Origin of the sequence: Burkholderia sp. Bmkn7 (genome assembly GCF_041103175.1) — a bacterium.
GTDB classification, from domain to species: domain Bacteria; phylum Pseudomonadota; class Gammaproteobacteria; order Burkholderiales; family Burkholderiaceae; genus Burkholderia; species Burkholderia cepacia.
Genome location: NZ_JBGCUH010000003.1, coordinates 2889779 through 2908244, shown reverse-complemented (window position 1 = coordinate 2908244; position 18466 = coordinate 2889779). Strand labels below are relative to the sequence as shown.

At 69.2% G+C, this 18466-nt stretch carries 12 protein-coding genes; 8 read left to right on the top strand and 4 right to left on the bottom strand.

Annotated features, from left to right (window positions below; all coding sequences use genetic code 11):
* Positions 1 to 39: 39 nt before the first annotated feature.
* Together AB3K92_RS35120 and AB3K92_RS35115 are read right to left on the bottom strand one after the other, a co-directional pair.
* Positions 40 to 4953 carry a DNA translocase FtsK gene (locus tag AB3K92_RS35120; protein WP_369466693.1) on the bottom strand — a complete coding sequence of 1638 codons (4914 nt, stop codon included), beginning with the start codon at positions 4951 to 4953 and terminating at the stop codon, positions 40 to 42.
* A 177-nt stretch (positions 4954 to 5130) separates the two neighbouring features.
* Positions 5131 to 5676, bottom strand: a complete 546-nt coding sequence (locus tag AB3K92_RS35115) for an META domain-containing protein (RefSeq protein ID WP_021161262.1) — start codon at positions 5674 to 5676, stop codon at positions 5131 to 5133.
* 213 nt (positions 5677 to 5889) lie between these two features.
* Here AB3K92_RS35115 and purT point away from each other — a divergent pair, with 213 nt between their 5' ends.
* From purT to AB3K92_RS35090, 5 genes are all read left to right on the top strand, one after another.
* Positions 5890 to 7104, top strand: a complete 1215-nt coding sequence (purT, locus tag AB3K92_RS35110; RefSeq protein WP_042976186.1) for a formate-dependent phosphoribosylglycinamide formyltransferase — start codon at positions 5890 to 5892, stop codon at positions 7102 to 7104.
* Positions 7105 to 7122: 18 nt separating this feature from the next.
* Positions 7123 to 7308 (top strand): DUF6726 family protein, encoded by a 186-nt coding sequence (locus tag AB3K92_RS35105; protein ID WP_021161265.1) that lies wholly within the window; start codon positions 7123 to 7125, stop codon positions 7306 to 7308.
* Between the two features lie 81 nt (positions 7309 to 7389).
* Positions 7390 to 7770, top strand: a complete 381-nt coding sequence (locus AB3K92_RS35100) for an MliC family protein (protein WP_021161266.1) — start codon at positions 7390 to 7392, stop codon at positions 7768 to 7770.
* On the top strand, positions 7767 to 8051 hold the full coding sequence (locus AB3K92_RS35095) for a hypothetical protein (protein WP_369466692.1): 285 nt from the start codon (positions 7767 to 7769) through the stop codon (positions 8049 to 8051). The genes AB3K92_RS35100 and AB3K92_RS35095 overlap by 4 nt, the downstream gene beginning before the upstream one ends.
* 270 nt (positions 8052 to 8321) lie before the next feature.
* Positions 8322 to 9878 (top strand): DEAD/DEAH box helicase, encoded by a 1557-nt coding sequence (locus tag AB3K92_RS35090; RefSeq protein WP_081052679.1) that lies wholly within the window; start codon positions 8322 to 8324, stop codon positions 9876 to 9878.
* A 204-nt stretch (positions 9879 to 10082) separates the two neighbouring features.
* On the opposite strand, the gene gluQRS is transcribed toward AB3K92_RS35090, so the two are convergent.
* Positions 10083 to 10976 (bottom strand): tRNA glutamyl-Q(34) synthetase GluQRS, encoded by an 894-nt coding sequence (gene gluQRS / locus AB3K92_RS35085; RefSeq protein WP_369466691.1) that lies wholly within the window; start codon positions 10974 to 10976, stop codon positions 10083 to 10085.
* Positions 10977 to 10998: 22 nt separating this feature from the next.
* The gene (locus tag AB3K92_RS35080; RefSeq protein ID WP_059486370.1) at positions 10999 to 11853 is read right to left on the bottom strand and encodes a sulfurtransferase; all 855 of its coding nucleotides are present in this window, start codon (positions 11851 to 11853) and stop codon (positions 10999 to 11001) included.
* Positions 11854 to 12069: 216 nt separating this feature from the next.
* Between AB3K92_RS35080 and dnaE the strand changes: the two genes are divergently transcribed.
* The 3 genes from dnaE to AB3K92_RS35065 all read left to right on the top strand — a co-directional run bounded on the left by dnaE (position 12070) and on the right by AB3K92_RS35065 (position 18419).
* Positions 12070 to 15603: a DNA polymerase III subunit alpha gene (gene dnaE, locus AB3K92_RS35075; protein WP_369466690.1), complete on the top strand. Its 3534-nt coding sequence runs from the start codon at positions 12070 to 12072 to the stop codon at positions 15601 to 15603.
* A 306-nt stretch (positions 15604 to 15909) separates the two neighbouring features.
* The gene (locus AB3K92_RS35070; protein ID WP_059649227.1) at positions 15910 to 16998 is read left to right on the top strand and encodes a glycosyltransferase family 9 protein; all 1089 of its coding nucleotides are present in this window, start codon (positions 15910 to 15912) and stop codon (positions 16996 to 16998) included.
* 242 nt (positions 16999 to 17240) lie between these two features.
* On the top strand, positions 17241 to 18419 hold the full coding sequence (locus tag AB3K92_RS35065) for a glycosyltransferase family 9 protein (RefSeq protein WP_048020449.1): 1179 nt from the start codon (positions 17241 to 17243) through the stop codon (positions 18417 to 18419).
* Positions 18420 to 18466: the final 47 nt, after the last annotated feature.

Sequence of the window (18466 nt, the reverse complement as noted above, 5' to 3'; positions counted from 1 at the left end):
GGTGCGCCCGTATCGGTGGACGGCGGCCGGCCGCCGCGCTCAATCGGCCGCGGCCGGCACGAGCACCTCGCGGCTGCCGTTGATGCCCATCGGCGACACCAGCCCGGCCGCCTCCATCTGCTCGACGAGGCGTGCGGCGCGGTTGTAGCCGATGCGCAACTGCCGCTGCACCGACGAGATCGACGCGCGCCGCGTGCGCACGACGAATGCGACGGCTTCGTCGTACAGCGGATCGGCTTCCGCGTCCGGCGCATCGCCGAACAGGTCCTGCGTCGCGCCGTCGGCGGCCGGGCCGTCGAGGATCCCTTCCTCGTACTGCGGTTCGCCGAACTGTTTCAGGTACTCGACGATCCGGTGCACTTCCTCGTCGGCGACGAATGCGCCGTGCACGCGCTGCGGATAACCGGTGCCCGGCGGCAGGAAGAGCATGTCGCCCATCCCGAGCAGCGATTCGGCGCCCATCTGGTCGAGAATCGTGCGCGAGTCGATCTTCGACGACACCTGGAACGCGACGCGCGTCGGGATGTTCGCCTTGATCAGGCCCGTGATCACGTCGACGGACGGGCGCTGCGTCGCGAGGATCAGGTGGATGCCGGCCGCGCGCGCCTTCTGCGCGAGGCGGGCGATCAGCTCCTCGATCTTCTTGCCGGCCACCATCATCAGGTCGGCCAGCTCGTCGATCACGACGACGATCAGCGGCAGCGTCGACAGCGGCTCGGGATCCTCGGGCGTCAGCGAGAACGGGTTGCCGATCTTCTTTTCCTTCGCCTCCGCGTCGCGGATCTTCTGGTTGAAGCCCGCGAGGTTGCGCACGCCGACGGCCGACATCAGCCGGTAGCGCTTCTCCATTTCGCCGACGCACCAGTTCAGCGCGTTGGCCGCGAGCTTCATGTCGGTGACGACCGGCGCGAGCAGGTGCGGGATGCCTTCGTAGACCGACAGCTCCAGCATCTTCGGGTCGATCATGATGAGCCGCACGTCCTCGGGTGTCGCCTTGTACAGCAGCGACAGGATCATCGCGTTGATCGCGACCGACTTGCCCGAGCCCGTCGTGCCCGCGACGAGCATGTGCGGCGCCTTCGCGAGATCGGTGACGACCGGATGGCCGGTGATGTCCTTGCCCATCGCGATCGTCAGTTGCGAGGCCGAGTGCTGGTACTGGCGCGACTCGAGGATTTCCGACAGGCGGATCATCTGGCGCTTCGCGTTCGGCAGTTCGAGGCCCATGCAGGTCTTGCCGGGAATCGTCTCGACGACGCGGATCGACGTGAGGCCGAGGCCGCGCGACAGGTCCTTCATCAGCCCGACGATCTGGCTGCCCCGCACGCCGAGCGCGGGTTCGATCTCGAAGCGCGTGATCACGGGCCCGGCCGATGCGCCGACCACCGTCACCGGCACCTTGAATTCCTGCAGCCGCTGTTCGATGACCTGCGCGGTTTGCGCGAGGTGTTCGTCGGTGATCGTTTCGATGTCGTCGGACGCCGGTTCGAGCAGGTCGAGGGTCGGCAGTTCGACGTTGAACGTCGCGGGCGCGTGGAATTCGAACGCGTTCGGACGCGGCGGGCGGGCGGGGGTGTCGGGGGGCGGTGCGGCCGGTTCGGTTGTTGCCGTGGCGGCGGTCGCATCTGCCGGCGGGGCAGCGGGAATCGCCGCTACGGGCGTGACCGCCGCCGGTGCGGACAGGCTCGCGCCGGGGAATGTCGTGGCGGGTTGCAGGGCAGCGGCTGCCGGTGTCGCGGCGACGTTCGACACGTGCCAGCTTGCCGGCGACGAGGCCGGGGCCGGGGCGGGCGGGGCTGCGAACGTCGTGGCTCCGATTGTGGCGGGTGCCGAAGCGATCGACGGAGCCTGCGTAGGAGCGGTTGCCCCGAAGGACGGCAGCGAGCCGGTCGGAGCGACGGGCGAGCCGGAGATCGGTTGCGCCGGAGTCGCTGCGGCGGACGTGATCGATGCAACGGCGCCGGGGGACGGTGCAGTCGTGTCGGAAACGGCCGGCGGCACGGACAGGCTTGCGGCCGGCTGCCGAGCGACCGGGCCGGAGGTGCCGAACGTGCCGAATGTCGTACCCGTCGATGAGCTTGCGGGGTTGACCTGCGCCGGCGCGGGCGAAACGGACGCGGTGTTCACGGGCATCGCGGTAGCGAGCGCCGGTGTGGCAGCCGGTACGGGCGCGGTCGAACCGGATGTCGAAGCCGACGTGCCGGCCGTCGACGGAGTCACGACGGGCGATGTGGGCGTCGATGCACGGGGGAACGAATCGTAAGTCGTGCCCGTTCCGCTAGCCGGGGCTGCCGACGCAACCGATGCAACGGTCGATGTCGATGCGGCCGGCTGCGAAAGCGAAGCCGACGCAGTACCGGTTACGCCGACCGGGGATATCGATGGGGTAGACGCAGGTATCGATGCCGATGCGGCCGGCTGCGAAAGAAAAGCCGACGCAGCGCCGGTGACGCCGACCGGGGATGTCGATGGGGCAGATGCAGCGGTCGATGCCGATGCGGTCGGCTGCGACAGCGAAGCCGACGCGGCACCGGTTACGCCGACCGGGGATGTCGATGGGGTAGACGCAGGTGTCGATGCCGACGCGGCCGGCTGCGAAAGAGAAGCCAACGCGGCACCGGTTCCGCCGATTGCGGATGTCGACGCGGCCGATGCAGCGGTCGATGCCGACGCAGGCGACTGAGCAGGCGAGCCGGATGCCGTGCCGGTCACGCGATCCATTGAAGTGGTATCGGCGACAGGCGATGTTCCCGAAGCGGATGCAGGTGCTTGCGCGGTGGTGCCGACGAGCGGCGACGCAGCAGCAGGCGAAGCCGTCTGCATGGCGGCAAACGGTTGAGCGGCAACCGGCGATTTCGGCAATTCCACGGCGACGGTTGTATTCGTCGGGGCAGATTGTGCCGTCGACGGTTTCCAAGTCCATTCCGCTGCCGGCGCGGAGCCCTGAGCGCTTGCCGACGGCGGTGCCGCAGGTTCTGCCGCGTCCGCCTTGACGGCTTCCGGTGCGGTACCCGACACGGCCGATCCCGACGTTGCCGACACCGCCGCAAACGGCCTGGCTTCGGCACTTGCGCGTGACGTCGTTTCGGTGATCGGCGAAGAGGGGAGGGCCGCGAACGGTGCGATGTTCCCGGCCGCTTTCACGTCGGCGTGCGCATCGTCGATGCCCTGCGGCACGCGGGCCGATGCAATGTGATCGATTGCGGGAGCCGGTTGCGCCGTGTACCTGTCGTCGTTATCGACGGGTGCCGGCAGGTTGCTCGCGGCGATGTCGCGAGCCGCCTCGTTCCTGGGTTGTGCGGCGGCAGCCTCGGCCGGTTCCGATCCCGTCGCGTCCGTCGACGACTCGGCGGCAGCGTTCCACGCGGATGCGTCGAACGTGGAAACCGCGCGGCTGGCGAGGTCTTCCCACGGTGCGAGGTCGATGGGCGCGTCGAACGAAGGTGAGGGTGCGGACGGGATTCCCGGCGTTGGCGCGGCAGGCGCATCGTCGGCGTACCGGAGCTCGTCGTCGGCGTGATGCGAAAACGCGGCATCGTCGCTGCCGGTATTCGACAGCGCGTGCGGGGCGGCCGCGTCGAGCGCGACAGTGCCCGCATCGGCACCCGGTGCATGAACAGCGGGCGCCGCCGGCATGAACGCGTCGAGCACGATCGGTGCGTTGTCGTCGTAAGCCGGCGCCGCATCGTGCGCGAGCGACACAGTAGCGTCATGCGCGGCGAGGCCGTGGGTCGCGGCGGCGTTCCCGGCCGAAGCGGCCTGCACGGTCGATGCGGCCGCCGATGCCGGCGCCGCAACGCCCGCTGCTGCCGCGGCCACCCCGGCCACGGTAGCGGCTGCGGCGGCAGCGTGCCCGGCGTCGGCCGACTGCGCACCGCCCAGCGTCGCCCATTGCGCGGTGCTGGCCTCGATCGAGCGCAGCGTGTCGTGCACGCTCGGTGCCGGCGCGATCGGTGCGGCGGGTTTTTCCGTCCATGCGTAGAGCGGCGCACGCGCCGGCGTTTGCGGCACCGGACGACGTCGTGCCGTCTCCGCAGGCTGGCCGGCCGAACCTGCGCCTGCGACGGGGCGTACCGGCGGGCGCTGCGGCTGCGCGGCGGCCGGCCGCGGCGTGACCGTGGTACGCGGCGTAGTCGGCTTCAATGCGGGAGTGGCCGGTCGCGCGGCTGTCGGGCGCGGGCGGACGGGTTCGAATCCGACGGGAAGCGGGGCCGGGTCGGGGCGCGGGACCTGCGAATTCGCTGCTGCGCGCGCCAGGCTGGCGGTGCTACCGGTCGTTGGTGGCGGCATCGCGCTGGCCGGGGGAATCGGTGCGGGCTGCGTCGGCGTGCGCTGGGGCGCGGTCGGTTTCAACCAGCCCGACGGCGCGACGGGTTCCACGTGAGGGCGCGGGGGCGTGCTGCTGCGCGGCTTCGGCCGCGCCTGCGGATCGGGTTTCCACAGCGTCGGACGCGAATACCGGCCGTTCTGGCGCGGCGCCATCGAATTGACGGTATGCGCGGTGGTCGGCTGCACGACGTCGTCGTCGCGATGAAGCGCGCTGCGCGGCAGGTCGGCAATGCCGCGGGCATCGTCGTCGCCGCCGTCGCGCGACAGCTTGACGCCGAACGACGTGTCGACCCACGCGGCGAATTGCCGCCAGCCGATGCCGGTCAACCAGGGCAGCCCGGCGAAGAACAGCACGACCATCGCGACCGGCGTGCCGATCGGGCCGAGCACGTGGGCGAAGCCTGCCGAGAACGCATGGCCGAGCGCGTTCGTGTCGGGGCCCGACAGCGGGCTCGTCAGCGTGCAGCTTGCCACGAACACCGCGGCGAAGCCGAGCCACAGACGGATCGAGCCGCGGCCGGCGAGCCCGCCGCCGCCGGGCAGCATCGCCTGCACGAGACGCCAGAAGAGAAGGAGGAACCAGACGGCGGAGATGCCGAACCAGCCGAAGACAACCGTGTGCATGCTTTGAAACAGGAGTGGGGAGGGGCGCGCTGGGCGCGACCCGCCGAGTTTAACCGGCCGGCGAACAAGACTCTAACGCGGCGTGCATCCGCTTCACGCCGCGCGACGCGGGTGCGCGGCACACGCGCGTGGCGCGCCACGCGAAGGCGGTCGGTCGGCCTTCGCGCGCGCCGTGCATCAGGGGCTCCGGTGCGTGAAGGTCAGCGTTGCGCCGGACGCGGTCACGATCTGCAACTGCTGCGGCTCGCGCATCTGCACGCCGGTCTTGTCGACATGGGCGAGTGCGTCGAGGTACGCGCGTTCGAGCTGGCCGCCGAGCGTATTCGGGCAGGCCATCCGCGTGCCGGCGAGCGGCCCGAAGCTCAACAGGCCGTTCTTGATCGCGTAGGTGCCCATGTAGCGGTTGCAGCCCGAGAACCCGCTCGCGCGCCGGATGCCCGACTCGGTCGACAGCGCGAGCTTGATCGGCTCGCCGTTGTCGCCGTGCGGGATCGCGCGCTGCGTGCCGTCGGCGTTCAGCCAGCTGGTGAGCTCCCAGCTCGTGTCGTCGAGCAGCTGGACGGCGGCCGGGTTGTACGGGTCGGGCGCGGGGGCGGCGGAATCGGGGTGGGTCGGCATCGCGCAGGCGGCGAGAAGCGTGGCAAGCGTCAACGCGCAGAGCGGCGCGCGCAACGGGCGAAGCAGGCCGGTGCGTGCGCGTGCGGCTGCGGACAGGTGGGACATGAGCCTCGTTCCTCATCGGATTCTGATCAAGGCGTAAGAGTAACGCACCCGCCCCGCGGCAGGCGAGCCGACACTTCGCGCGTGAAAACGTTCGCAGCCCGCTCGCGAGCGGCCCGAGGCGGGGCGGCGGCACGGCGAAACGCGCCAAACCGGTGTCGTTGCGCGTGTTAACATCGGAGCCGTTTTCGTCCTCCACCAGAAGCGGGTAATCACATGCAGATCGGTCAGCGGCTCGGTACGCCGCTCTCATCCTCGGCCACGCGCGTCATGCTGCTCGGCGCCGGCGAGCTCGGCAAGGAAGTCATCATCGCGTTGCAGCGTCTCGGTGTCGAAGTCATCGCGGTCGACCGCTATCCGGACGCACCCGGCCATCAGGTCGCGCATCGCGCACATGTGATCGACATGACCGACGCCGCCGCGCTGCGCGCGATCGTCGAGGCCGAACGCCCGCACCTGATCGTGCCCGAGATCGAGGCGATCGCGACCGACGCGCTCGCGGCGATCGAGGCGGCCGGTCTTGCCGAGGTGATCCCGACCGCGCGCGCGACGCAGCTTACGATGAACCGCGAAGGGATCCGCCGGCTCGCGGCCGAGGAGCTCGGCCTGCCGACGTCCCCGTATGCGTTCGCGGATTCGTTCGAAGCGTTCAGCGCGGCCGTCGCGAAGATCGGCATGCCGTGCGTCGTGAAACCCGTGATGTCGTCGTCGGGCAAGGGGCAGTCGGTCGTGAAGACCGAAGCCGACGTGAAGCCGGCGTGGGACTACGCGATGGCGGGCGGGCGCGTGAACCACGGCCGCGTGATCGTCGAAGGCTTCATCGATTTCGACTACGAGATCACGCAGCTCACCGTGCGCGCGATCGATCCGGCGACGGACGCCACGCGCACCTATTTCTGCGAGCCGGTCGGCCACGTGCAGGTGGCGGGCGACTACGTCGAGTCGTGGCAGCCGCAGCCGATGAGCGCGGCGGCGCTCGAGAAGTCGCGCGAGATCGCGCACAAGGTGACCGAAGCGCTCGGCGGCCGCGGGCTGTTCGGCGTCGAGCTGTTCGTGCGCGGCGACGACGTGTGGTTCTCCGAGGTGAGCCCGCGGCCGCACGATACGGGCCTCGTCACGCTCGCGTCGCAGCGCCAGTCGGAGTTCGAGCTGCATGCGCGTGCGATTCTCGGGCTGCCGGTCGATCCGACGCTCGGTTCGCCGGCCGCGTCGGCCGTGATCTACGGCGGGCTCGACGAGCGCGGCATCGCGTTCGAAGGCGTGCGCGACGCGCTCGCGGTGCCGGGCGCCGACCTGCGCCTGTTCGGCAAGCCGGAAAGTTTTGCGAAGCGGCGCATGGGCGTCGCGCTGGCGACCGGCGCGACCGTCGACGAAGCTCGCGAACGCGCGAAGCGTGCCGCCGCGGCCGTCCGGCCCGTGTCGGCGCGCTGACGTAACCAGGAGAGGACGATGACGCCAAGCTGGCTGCGTATCGTAAAGCTGGGCGCCGCACTGGCGCTGGTCGCGAGTCTCGCGGGTTGCGGCGTCGCGGCCGCACCGTGCCGGGTGGCCTCGGCCGGGCTCAAGATCGTGCCGCTCGTCGGCCATCTCGCGGCCGCGCCGACCGACGCGTGTGCCGACGTCATCGATCCCTGATCAAGCTCCACGACGCGATCGCCAACAATCATTGCGCGCCCCGCGAGGGCGCGTTTCCACCCGTCTCGTGAGAGGACCTGCATGATTCGCCAAACGCTCGCCGCGCTTGCGCTCGCCGGCACCGCCGTTTCCGTCGCGCATGCCGCGCAACTGACCGTCGAAGAGATCGACGCCGATTCGCGCCAGTTCGCCGTCTACCAGTGTGCGAACCAGAAACAGCCCGTGCGCGTGTCGTACTGGCTCGCGGGCAACGGCCAGAGCTTCGCGCTCGTGCCGGTCAACGGGAAGCAGATGCTGTTCGTCGACACGGTGTCGGCGTCCGGCGCGCGCTATCAGGCCGGCCGCTATACGTGGTGGACGAAGGGCAAGGAAGCGACGCTGCGCGACGAGATCGCCGACCAGAATGCGCCGCCGCTGCTGGGCGACTGCGTTCAGGTCGAGAAGAAAAAGAAGAAGGGTTGAGCGACGGGCGGGAGCGTGGATCGTGCCTGGCGGTGGCGGCCGGCGTCAGGCTCCCTGGCGTGACTGCCTGCCGCGCGGGCCGGCAGCGGGCGATCCAGCAAGGCGATCCGGCAAGACGATCCGGCAAGACGATCCGGCAAGGCGATCCGGCAAGGCGATCCGGCAAGGCGATCCGGCAAGGCGATCCGGCAAGGCGATCCGGCAAGGCGATCCGGCAAGGCGATCCGGCAAGGCGATCCGGCAAGGCGATCCGGCAAGGCGATCCGGAATCTGACCCTTGAAATTATCCGTCGACCGATCGGGATAGCCCGATCGGGGCATTCGTCGACCGCGCGGGCCTGCCCGGGCCCGCCGCGCGCACGGTCGGCGGGGCCGTTCGCGGCGTTGTCACGGACAGATGGCTGCGCAGTGCTACAATACGCCCCTTTCCGCCGGCATTCGCGCCGAACGGAGTCCGCACGGCCTGGCGTCCAGCGTTCATATTGAACCGGTCCCAAGCGCCAGAGCGGCGCCGCGCGGCGCGCCGCGGCTCCGTCTAATTCCGAATTGTGATGAGCGCAGGCCCGGCTGGCCTGACGCACGATGTCCCCGCCGCGCCTTTTGAGCGAAACGCCACCATGTCCGATTCTGTCGCCAAGCCCGTCGACGCAACCTTCGATCAATTCGGCCTTGCCGCCGATATCCTGAAAGCCATTGCGGAGCAGGGTTATACGACGCCGACGCCGATCCAGGCGCAGGCCATTCCGGTCGTGCTCGCCGGCCGCGACGTCATGGGCGCCGCGCAAACGGGTACCGGCAAGACCGCGAGTTTCTCGCTGCCGATCATCCAGCGGCTGCTGCCGCAGGCCAACACGAGCGCGTCACCGGCGCGCCACCCGGTGCGCGCGCTGATCCTCACGCCGACCCGCGAACTCGCCGACCAGGTCGCCGCGAACGTGCACGCGTATGCGAAGCACACGCCGCTGCGCAGCGCGGTCGTGTTCGGCGGCGTCGACATGAACCCGCAGATGGCCGAACTGCGCCGCGGCGTCGAGATCCTGATCGCGACGCCGGGCCGCCTGCTCGACCACGTGCAGCAGAAGACGGCGAATCTCGGTCAGGTGCAGATCCTCGTGCTCGACGAAGCCGACCGGATGCTCGACATGGGCTTCCTGCCCGATCTGCAGCGCATCCTGAACCTGCTGCCGAAGGAACGTCAGACGCTGCTGTTCTCGGCCACCTTCTCGCCGGAAATCAAGAAGCTCGCGTCGACGTACCTGCGCAACCCGCAGACGATCGAAGTCGCGCGCAGCAATTCGACGAACGCGAACGTCACGCAGATCGTCTACGACGTCGCCGAAGGCGACAAGCAGGCGGCCGTCGTGCAGTTGTTGCGCGATCGCGGGCTCAAGCAGGTGATCGTGTTCTGCAACAGCAAGATCGGCGCGAGCCGGCTGGCGCGCAATCTCGAGCGCGACGGCGTGGTCGCGTCGGCGATCCACGGCGACAAGACGCAGATCGAGCGGATGCAGGCACTCGACGCGTTCAAGCGCGGCGAGATCGAGGCGCTGGTCGCGACCGACGTGGCCGCGCGCGGCCTCGACATCGCCGAACTGCCCGCCGTGATCAACTTCGACCTGCCGTTCAGCGCGGAAGACTACGTGCACCGGATCGGCCGTACCGGCCGCGCGGGTGCGACGGGCGACGCGCTGTCGCTGTGCAGCCCGAACGAGCGCAAGCAGCTTGCCGATATCGAGAAGCTGATCAAGCGTCCGCTCGAGATGCAGACGCTCACGCTCGACAAGCCGGCGCGCCATCGTCACGACGAGCGCGGCAACGACCGCGGCGGCGATCGCAACAGCGAGCGCGGCGGCGAACGGGGCGGCCGTCGCGAACGCGACGAACATCGTGGTGCGTCGGGACGCCGCCCGGGCGGCTCCGAGCGCGGTCATCACCGTCGCCACGAAGCGCCGGTCGACGATTTCTTCCTGAAGCCGTACGAGCCGTCGGCGCCCGCGAAGCAGCGGGACGACGCGCAGCCTGCGCAGCAGCCCGAGAAGAAGGGGCCGAAGCGTCAGGTCGCCGCACTGCTCGGCGGGTTCGGGATGCCGCGCAAGCCGTCGGCGTAAGCCTGGTGGACACGACGGCGCGGCGCGCGAGCGCTGCGGGAAAAGCGGGTGCATGCGATGAGCATGTGCCCGTTTTTCATTGGGGGCGCGGTTCGATGGAGGAGCGGAAGAGGGCGCTTGGCGCCGGCGGCGAGCGATGCAAGCGGCATCCGGCAGCCGCGGGATCGGTGCGAAACCGGCACGAAACCAGCGCTAAACCGCGCGTCACCCGGCCTGCGGCCCGAAGCGCGTCGCCCACGCGGCCGTTGCGGCTGCGTAGAACGCATCGAGAGTCGTGGCTGCGAGCGCGCCGGCCGGCGCGAGGCCCAGATGCGCGGCCGCAGCCTGCAGTGCCGGCAGCGGATCGTCGCGTTCGAGCGCGGTCGCGCCCGTCTGCTTGCTGAGCTTTTCGCCGTTCGCGTCGACCACGACGGGCACGTGCAGGTATCGCGGGGTCGGCACGCCGAGGCACTGCTGCAGGTAGATCTGGCGCGCGGTCGAGTCGAGCAGGTCGGCGCCCCGCACGACGTGCGTGATGCCTGCATCGGCATCGTCGACGACGACCGCGAGCTGATACGCCCATTGCCCGTCCGCGCGTTTCAGCACGAAATCGCCGACTTCGGTCGCGAGGTTCTGCGTTTGCGTGCGCTGCCAGCGATCGTCGAACGTGACGATCGCTGCGGTGCCGTCCGGCACACGCAGCCGCCACGCGCGCGCGGGCTTGCCGTGCAGGCCGGTGCGACAGGTGCCCGGATAGGCGAGCGTCGTGTGGCGCTCGTGCGCGGCGCGCAGCGAGTCGGCGATTTCCTTGCGCGTGCAGCCGCACGGATAGACGAGCCCGGCCGAGACGAGCCGTCCGAGCGCGGCCGTATAGGCCGCGTCCCGCGTACTTTGCCAGACGGGCGGCTCGTCGGGCGTCATGCCGAAATGCGCGAGCGTCGCGAGGATATCGTCGGCCGCGCCGGGTACCGTGCGCGGCCCGTCGAGATCCTCGATGCGCACGAGCCATGCGCCGCCATGCGCGCGCGCGTCGAGCCAGCTCGCGAGCGCGCCGACCAGCGAGCCGAAGTGCAGGGGGCCGGTGGGCGACGGCGCGAAACGGCCGCGATAGGCGCTCATCGGGGCGCGGGGCGGCGCGCGGTCAGGCTGCGCTGGCTGCCGGTGCGCAGGCCGGGCACGACTGGCCGGGCACGTAGCTCGGCGACTGTTGCGCTTCCGGCGTGACGACCGCGCGGCACGCGAAGCACGTGACGTTCCCGGTGGGCTGGAGTTGCGGGTTCAGCGCGGTGCGGTAATCGAACACGAAGCAGTCGCCGTGATAGTGCGCGCCGCCGACTTCCTCGAAGTATTTCAGGATCCCGCCTTCGAGCTGGTACACGTTCTCGATGCCGATTTCCTTCATGTGGATCGCGGCCTTCTCGCAGCGGATGCCGCCCGTGCAGAACGACACGACCGTCTTGCCTTCGAGGTCGGCGCGGTTCGCGTCGATCACTTCAGGGAATTCGCTGAACTTGTCGATCCGGTAGTCGAGTGCGTCGTCGAACGTGCCGACGTCGACTTCGAATGCGTTGCGCGTGTCGAGCATCACGACCGGGCGGCCCGTGTCGTCGTGGCCGCGGTCGAGCCACGTCTTCAGCGTGCGTGCGTCGACGAACGGCGCGCGGCCGAGTTCCGGCTTGATCGCCGGTTTCTTCATCGTGATGATCTCGCGCTTCAGGCGCACGAGCATCCGGCGGAACGGCTGCGAATCGGACAGGCTTTCCTTGAACTGCAGCGACGCGAACTTGCCCTCGAACAGCGGATCGTGGCGGATGTACGCGATGAATGCGTCGGTGGCGTCACGCGTGCCCGCGATGAACAGGTTGATGCCTTCCGGCGCGAGCAGGATCGTGCCGCGCAGGCCGAGTTCGTTGCAGCGGGCGGTGACGAGCGGGCGCCATTGCTCGGTCGCGTCGAGCGACACGAAGTGGTAGGCGGCGAGGTTGACGATGGTCATGATGGTCCGACGGGAAAACGGCCGCACGGCGGCCCGCAAAAAAGGGTGCGAAGCCGGGGCGTTGATTCGAAAAACCGTATTATCCCGCAAACGGCGCGGGCATCGGTACCTGGCCGGTCGGCCAACCGCGCGACGCGTCGCCGCGCGTATCGGCCGAACGGCCAAAGCGGGCATTTTTTGGGCAGCCTGCGCGGCGGGGCGGCTACAATAGCGCCCATGTCAGATCCCCGCTTCGTCCATCTTCGCGTTCACTCCGAATTCTCGATTGCCGACGGCATCGTGCGCATTGACGACATCGTCAAGGCGGCGGCCGCGGACGGTCAGGGTGCGCTCGCGCTCACCGATCTCGGCAACGCATTCGGCCTCGTCCGTTTCTACCAGGAAGCCCGCGGCAAGGGCATCAAGCCGATCGCCGGCTGCGACGTCTGGATCGCCAATCCCGACGACCGCGACAAGCCGTCGCGGCTGCTGCTGCTCGTCAAGGACAAGGTCGGCTACCTGAATCTCTGCGAGCTGCTGTCGAAGGCGTGGCTCACGAACCAGTACCGCGGCCGTGCGGAACTCGACGCGAGCTGGCTCGACGGCGAGCTCGCGCAGGGGCTGCTCGCGCTGTCCGGTGCGCAACAGGGCGATATCGGGCTCGCGTTTGCCGCGGGCAACGAAGAAGCCGCGCGCCGTCACGCCGAGCGCTGGGCGAAGGTGTTCCCGGGCGGCTTCTACATCGAGCTGCAGCGTTACGGCCAGCCGGGCGCCGAGGCGTACATCCAGCAGGCCGCGACGCTCGCCGCGGCGCTGAAGCTGCCGGTCGTCGCGACGCACCCGACGCAGTTCATGACCGACGACGATTTCACCGCGCACGAAGCGCGCGTGTGTATCTCGGAAGGCGATATCCTCGCGAATCCGCGGCGCCAGAAGCGTTTCACGACCGACCAGTATTTCCGCACGCAGGACGACATGGTCGCGCTGTTCGCCGACCTGCCGTCGGCGATCGCGAACACGGTCGAGATCGCGAAGCGCTGCAACCTGAAGCTCGAGCTCGGCAAGCCGAAGCTGCCGCTGTTCCCGACGCCGGACGGCATGTCGCTCGACGACTACCTGGTCCAGCTGTCGAAGGAAGGGCTCGAGACGCGCCTCGCGCAGTTGTATCCGGTCGAAGCCGAGCGCGACGCGCAGCGCGACACGTACTACAAGCGCCTCGAATTCGAATGCGGGACCATCACGAAGATGGGCTTCCCCGGCTACTTCCTGATCGTCGCGGACTTCATCAACTGGGCGAAGAACAACGGCGTGCCGGTCGGCCCGGGCCGCGGCTCGGGCGCGGGCTCGCTGGTCGCGTACGCGCTCGGCATCACCGACCTCGATCCGCTGCGCTACAACCTGCTGTTCGAGCGCTTCCTGAACCCGGAACGCGTGTCGATGCCCGACTTCGACATCGACTTCTGCCAGCACGGCCGCGATCGCGTGATCCAGTACGTGAAGGAAAAATACGGCGCGGACGCCGTGTCGCAGATCGCCACCTTCGGCACCATGGCCGCGAAGGCGGCCGTGCGCGACATCGGCCGCGTGCTCGACCTCGGCTACATGTTCACCGACGGTATCGCGAAGCTGATCCCGTTCAAGCCGGGCAAGCACGTGACGATCGCCGACGCGATGAAGGAGGAGCCGCAGCTTCAGGAGCGCTACGACCACGAGGACGAAGTGCACCAGCTGCTCGACCTCGCGCAGCGCGTCGAGGGCCTCACGCGTAACGTCGGGATGCACGCGGGCGGCGTGCTGATCGCGCCCGGCAAGCTGACCGATTTCTGCCCGCTGTACACGCAGGGCGACGACGGCGGCGTGGTCAGCCAGTACGACAAGGACGACGTCGAAGCCGTCGGCCTCGTGAAGTTCGACTTTCTGGGTCTCACGACGCTGACGATCCTGGACTGGGCCGAGCGCTACATCCGCCGCCTCGATCCGTCGAAGGCCGACTGGTCGCTCGCGCAGGTGCCGCTCGACGATCCCGCCTCGTTCCAGATCCTGAAGAAGGCCAACACGGTCGCCGTGTTCCAGCTGGAAAGCCGCGGGATGCAGGGCATGCTGAAGGATGCGCAGCCCGACCGTTTCGAGGACATCATCGCGCTCGTGTCGTTGTACCGTCCGGGCCCGATGGATCTGATCCCGAGCTTCTGCGCACGGAAGCACGGCCGCGAGAAGGTCGACTATCCGGATCCGCGCGTCGAACCCGTCCTGAAAGAGACCTACGGCATCATGGTCTATCAGGAGCAGGTGATGCAGATGGCGCAGATCATCGGCGGCTACTCGCTCGGCGGCGCGGACTTGCTGCGTCGCGCGATGGGCAAGAAGAAGCCCGAGGAGATGGCCAAGCATCGCGAGATCTTCGCCGAGGGTGCGGCGAAGAACGGCCTCACGCGCGAGAAGTCCGACGAGATCTTCGACTTGATGGAGAAGTTCGCGGGCTACGGCTTCAACAAGTCGCACGCGGCTGCCTACGCACTGCTCGCGTATCACACCGCGTGGCTGAAGGCCCACCATCCGGCCGAATTCATGGCGGCCAACATGACGCTCGCGATGGACGACACCGACAAGGTGAAGATCCTGTTCGACGATTGCATCGTGAACAACCTCGCCGTGCTGCCGCCCGACATCAACCAGTCGCATTACCGCTTCGAGCCAGTCGCGGAAGCCGACGGCAAGCGCTCGCGCACGATCCGCTACGGCCTCGGCGCGGTGAAGGGCAGCGGCCAGAACGCGATCGAGGAAATCCTGCGCGCCCGCGAGGAAAAGGCATTCACCGACCTGTTCGACTTCTGCGAGCGGATCGACCGGCGCGTCGTCAACCGCCGCACGGTCGAGGCGCTGATCCGCGCCGGCGCATTCGATTCGCTGAATCCGAACCGTGCCCAGCTGATCGCGTCGGTGCCGCTGGCGATGGAAGCGGCCGACCAGGCCGAGGCGAATGCGATGCAGGCCGGCCTGTTCGACATGGGCGCCGAATCGCCGCACGCGCATGCGCTCGTCGACGAGCCCGCGTGGGACGACAAGCGCCGCCTGCAGGAAGAAAAGGGCGCGCTCGGCTTCTACCTGTCCGGCCACCTGTTCGACGCGTATCGCGATGAGGTGCGCCGCTTCGTGCGGCAGAAGGTCGGCGACCTGAAGGAAGGGCGCGACAAGCTCGTGGCCGGCATCATCGCTTCGCTGCGCACGCAGATGACCCAGCGCGGCAAGATGCTGATCGCGCTGCTTGACGACGGCTCGGGCCAGTGCGAGATCACGATCTTCAACGAGCAGTTCGAGGCGAACAAGGCGCTGTTCAAGGAAGACGAACTGCTGATCGTGCAGGGGCAGGCGCGCAACGATGCGTTCACGGGCGGCATCCGCTTCACGGCCGACACGGTGATGGATCTCGAACGCGCGCGCAGCCGTTATGCGCAGGCCGTGCGGCTGACGATGAACGGCAACGCCGACGCGGCCGCGCTGCGCCGTGTGCTCGAGCCGCACGTGTCGAAGGACGATCCCGCGGCCGCGGCTGCGGTCGAGGCGCCTGCGCCGCGCGGCGGCGGGCGCGACGGCGGCCGTCGCCCGCAGGCGCCGCTGCCGAACGGGCTCGCGGTGCAGGTTCACTACAGCAACGCGCGGGCGCAAGGCGAAATGCGCCTCGGCGACGCATGGCGCGTGAAGCCGAGCGACGTGCTGCTCGCGGAGCTGCGTGCGGCGTTCGACGGCAGCGTCGTCGAAATCACGTACTGACCGCGCTTCAGCCGACGGCTGTCGCGCCACGCGGCCCGCCGCATCGCCATCGTGCGGTGCGGCGGGCCGTTTTGCATGTTCACGCAAGCGGGTCTTGGGCTGGCCATCCGGACGCTATACAATCCGGCGCTGGCCGCACGAACGCGGCGCCGATCGCCGCTCGCCCGGCAGGTGGCGCCGGTATCGCGCGCATGAACGGGGGGCGGATCCGTGCGGCGAGCGGCGACATGCGACAAGGCCGTCCGGAGCCGGATGCCCGGAAATGGCCCGTCGCGACAACAATGAACTGACAGTCACCACATGACCATGGCCAATGGGAACCCGCCGCAGCGGATCCTCGTGATCCGGATCGATTTTTTGGGCGACATGCTGTGCACGACGGCGTTTCTCGGTGCGCTGAAGGAGCGCTGGCCCGGCGCGGAACTGCATGTGGTCGCGAACCGCTACAACGCGGCCGCGCTGGCCGGAAACCCGGACGTGGACATGATCCACACCTACGTGTACAGCCGCCAATGCGAACGCAACGACCGTCCCGGGCGGATGCGTGCATTCTTCGACCGGCTGCGGCTCGTGCGTCGCCTGCGCCGCTTGCGGTTCGACCTCGTGGTCGTGCCGAACGGCGGCATGCATCGCAGCAGCATGCAGTTCGCGCGCCAGATCGGCGCGAAGGATTGCCGCTGGCACGATGCCGAGACCGAATTCGACGATCGCAAGCCCGAGCATGTCGCGCAGCGGCCGATGTGCCACGAAGCACTGTCGGGTTTCCGGCTCGTGCCCGAGCTCGGCCGCGCCGATCTCGACCGTCTCGAGTTGTCGGTCCATCCCGACCGCGCGCTGCAGGACGCGTGGCATCGGCTGCTCGGCGCGCGCACGAAGCCGCGGGTCGGGCTGTTCGTGACGAACAAGGCGGCCGAGCGCCGCTGGCCCGCGGACCGTTGGCACGACCTCGCCGAGCGGCTTGCGCCGAGCGTCGATGTCATCGTGTTTCGCGACCCGGCCGTGGGTCACGCGCCCGAGGACGACTCGTGGCGCGACGTGAACGCCCGCCATGTCGCGCCTTCGTCGGTCGCCGATCTCGTGGCGGCCGCGAGCCTGCTCGATGCGATCGTCTCGGCCGACAGCGCCCCCGTGCACCTCGCGTCGGCACTCGGCGTGCCCGTCGCCGCGTTGTTCGAGGATCGTCCCGAGAAATACCTGCGCTGGCACCCGCTCGGTGTGCCTCACGTGATCCTGCGCGCCGGCGCGACCGTCGACGCGATCGGTGTCGACGCGGTCGAGCGCGCGGTGCGTCATCTGCTGCCGCAGGCCACCCATCGCGATGAACCGCTGGCCGACGCAGCCTGCCCGCGGCCGGCTGCCGATGTCGCGACGCCGGTGATCTTGGCAGCCTCGTAGCGCCACGGGCGCCACGGGCGTCACAAGCCCCGCGCGTGCGGCACCGGCCCGGCATCGGCATTGGCATCGACACCGGCACTGGCACCGGCACCGGCACCGGCACGCGGTGCGCCTGCCGGGCATCCCTCCATGAGCAGGGCCGTATCAGGGCAGCCGCGCGGCCGATTCGCCAGGCCGCGCCGGCTGCTGCAAAATCCTGTACATTGCCAGCCTTGTTCAGCCAGCCGGATACCCGAATCGCCGTGGCCCTGTTTTCTTCCGCCCGCCCGCCCAGAACCATCCTCGTGGCCGCGCCGCGCCGTATCGGCGACGTGCTGCTGACGACGCCGCTCGTCCGTTCGCTGAAGGCCCGCTGGCCGGATGCGCAGATCGACATGCTGGTGTTTCGCGGCACCGAAGGCGTGCTCGAGCACAATCCGGACGTGCGGCGCGTGATCGTCGTCGCGCAGCGCGCGGGCTTCCGCGAGCGGTTGCGCGACGCGCTGTCGATGTGGCGCCGCTACGATCTTGCGTGCGCGGCGCTGAGCTCCGACCGGCCGCGCTTCTACAGCTGGTTCGCGGGCCGCAAGCGGGTGGGCCTCGTCGATCCGAACCGCGTGACGTGGCTCACGCGGATGATGCTGAACGGGATCGCGATCAATCATCACGAATCCGCGCATACGGTCGTCAGCACGCTGGCACTCGCGCCGGTGATCGGCATCGAGCCGGTGTCCGAGGTCGTCGCACCCGGCATCGGCGACGATCCGGCACGGCGTGCGCGTTTCGACGCGTGGCTCGCCGAGTCACCCGCGATCCGCGCCGGCAAGCCGCTGGTTGTCCTGCATCCGTATCCGATGTTCCGTTACAAGCAGTGGCGGCTCGACGGCTGGGTCGAGATGATCGGCTGGCTGCGCGAGCACGGCTATGCGGTCGCGCTGTCGGGCGGCCCGGCCGACAGCGAGCGCGAGTATGCGGAGCAGGTCGCGGCCGAAGCGGGCGGCGACGTGCTGAACCTGGTCGGACGCCTGACGTTCGGCGAAAGTGCCGAACTCGTCCGGCGCGCGCGGCTTTTCATCGGGCCCGATACCGGCGCGACGCACGTCGCGGCCGCGACCGGCACCGACACGATCGCGCTGTTCGGTCCGTCCGACCCGGTGCGCTGGGGCCCGTGGCCGCAGCACTGGCCGGCGACCGAGAATCCGTGGCCGCTGCGCGGCTCGGGGCGACACGGGAACGTGTGGCTGCTGCAGGGGGAGGGTGATTGCGTGCCGTGCCGGCACGAGGGCTGCGAGCGCAAGGTCGACAGCCGCAGCGACTGCCTCGTCAATCTCGGTGCGCAGCGCGTGAAGGCCGCAGCGGCCGAGATGCTGGGGCTGAATCCGCCGGGCCCGGCCGCGGTCACCGTCGATACATCACGGCTGCATCGCGCCGGCTCCGACTGACGCGCGGGCGGCGCGCGCCTTGCTTTTTTTCGTTCTGGATAGCCTGC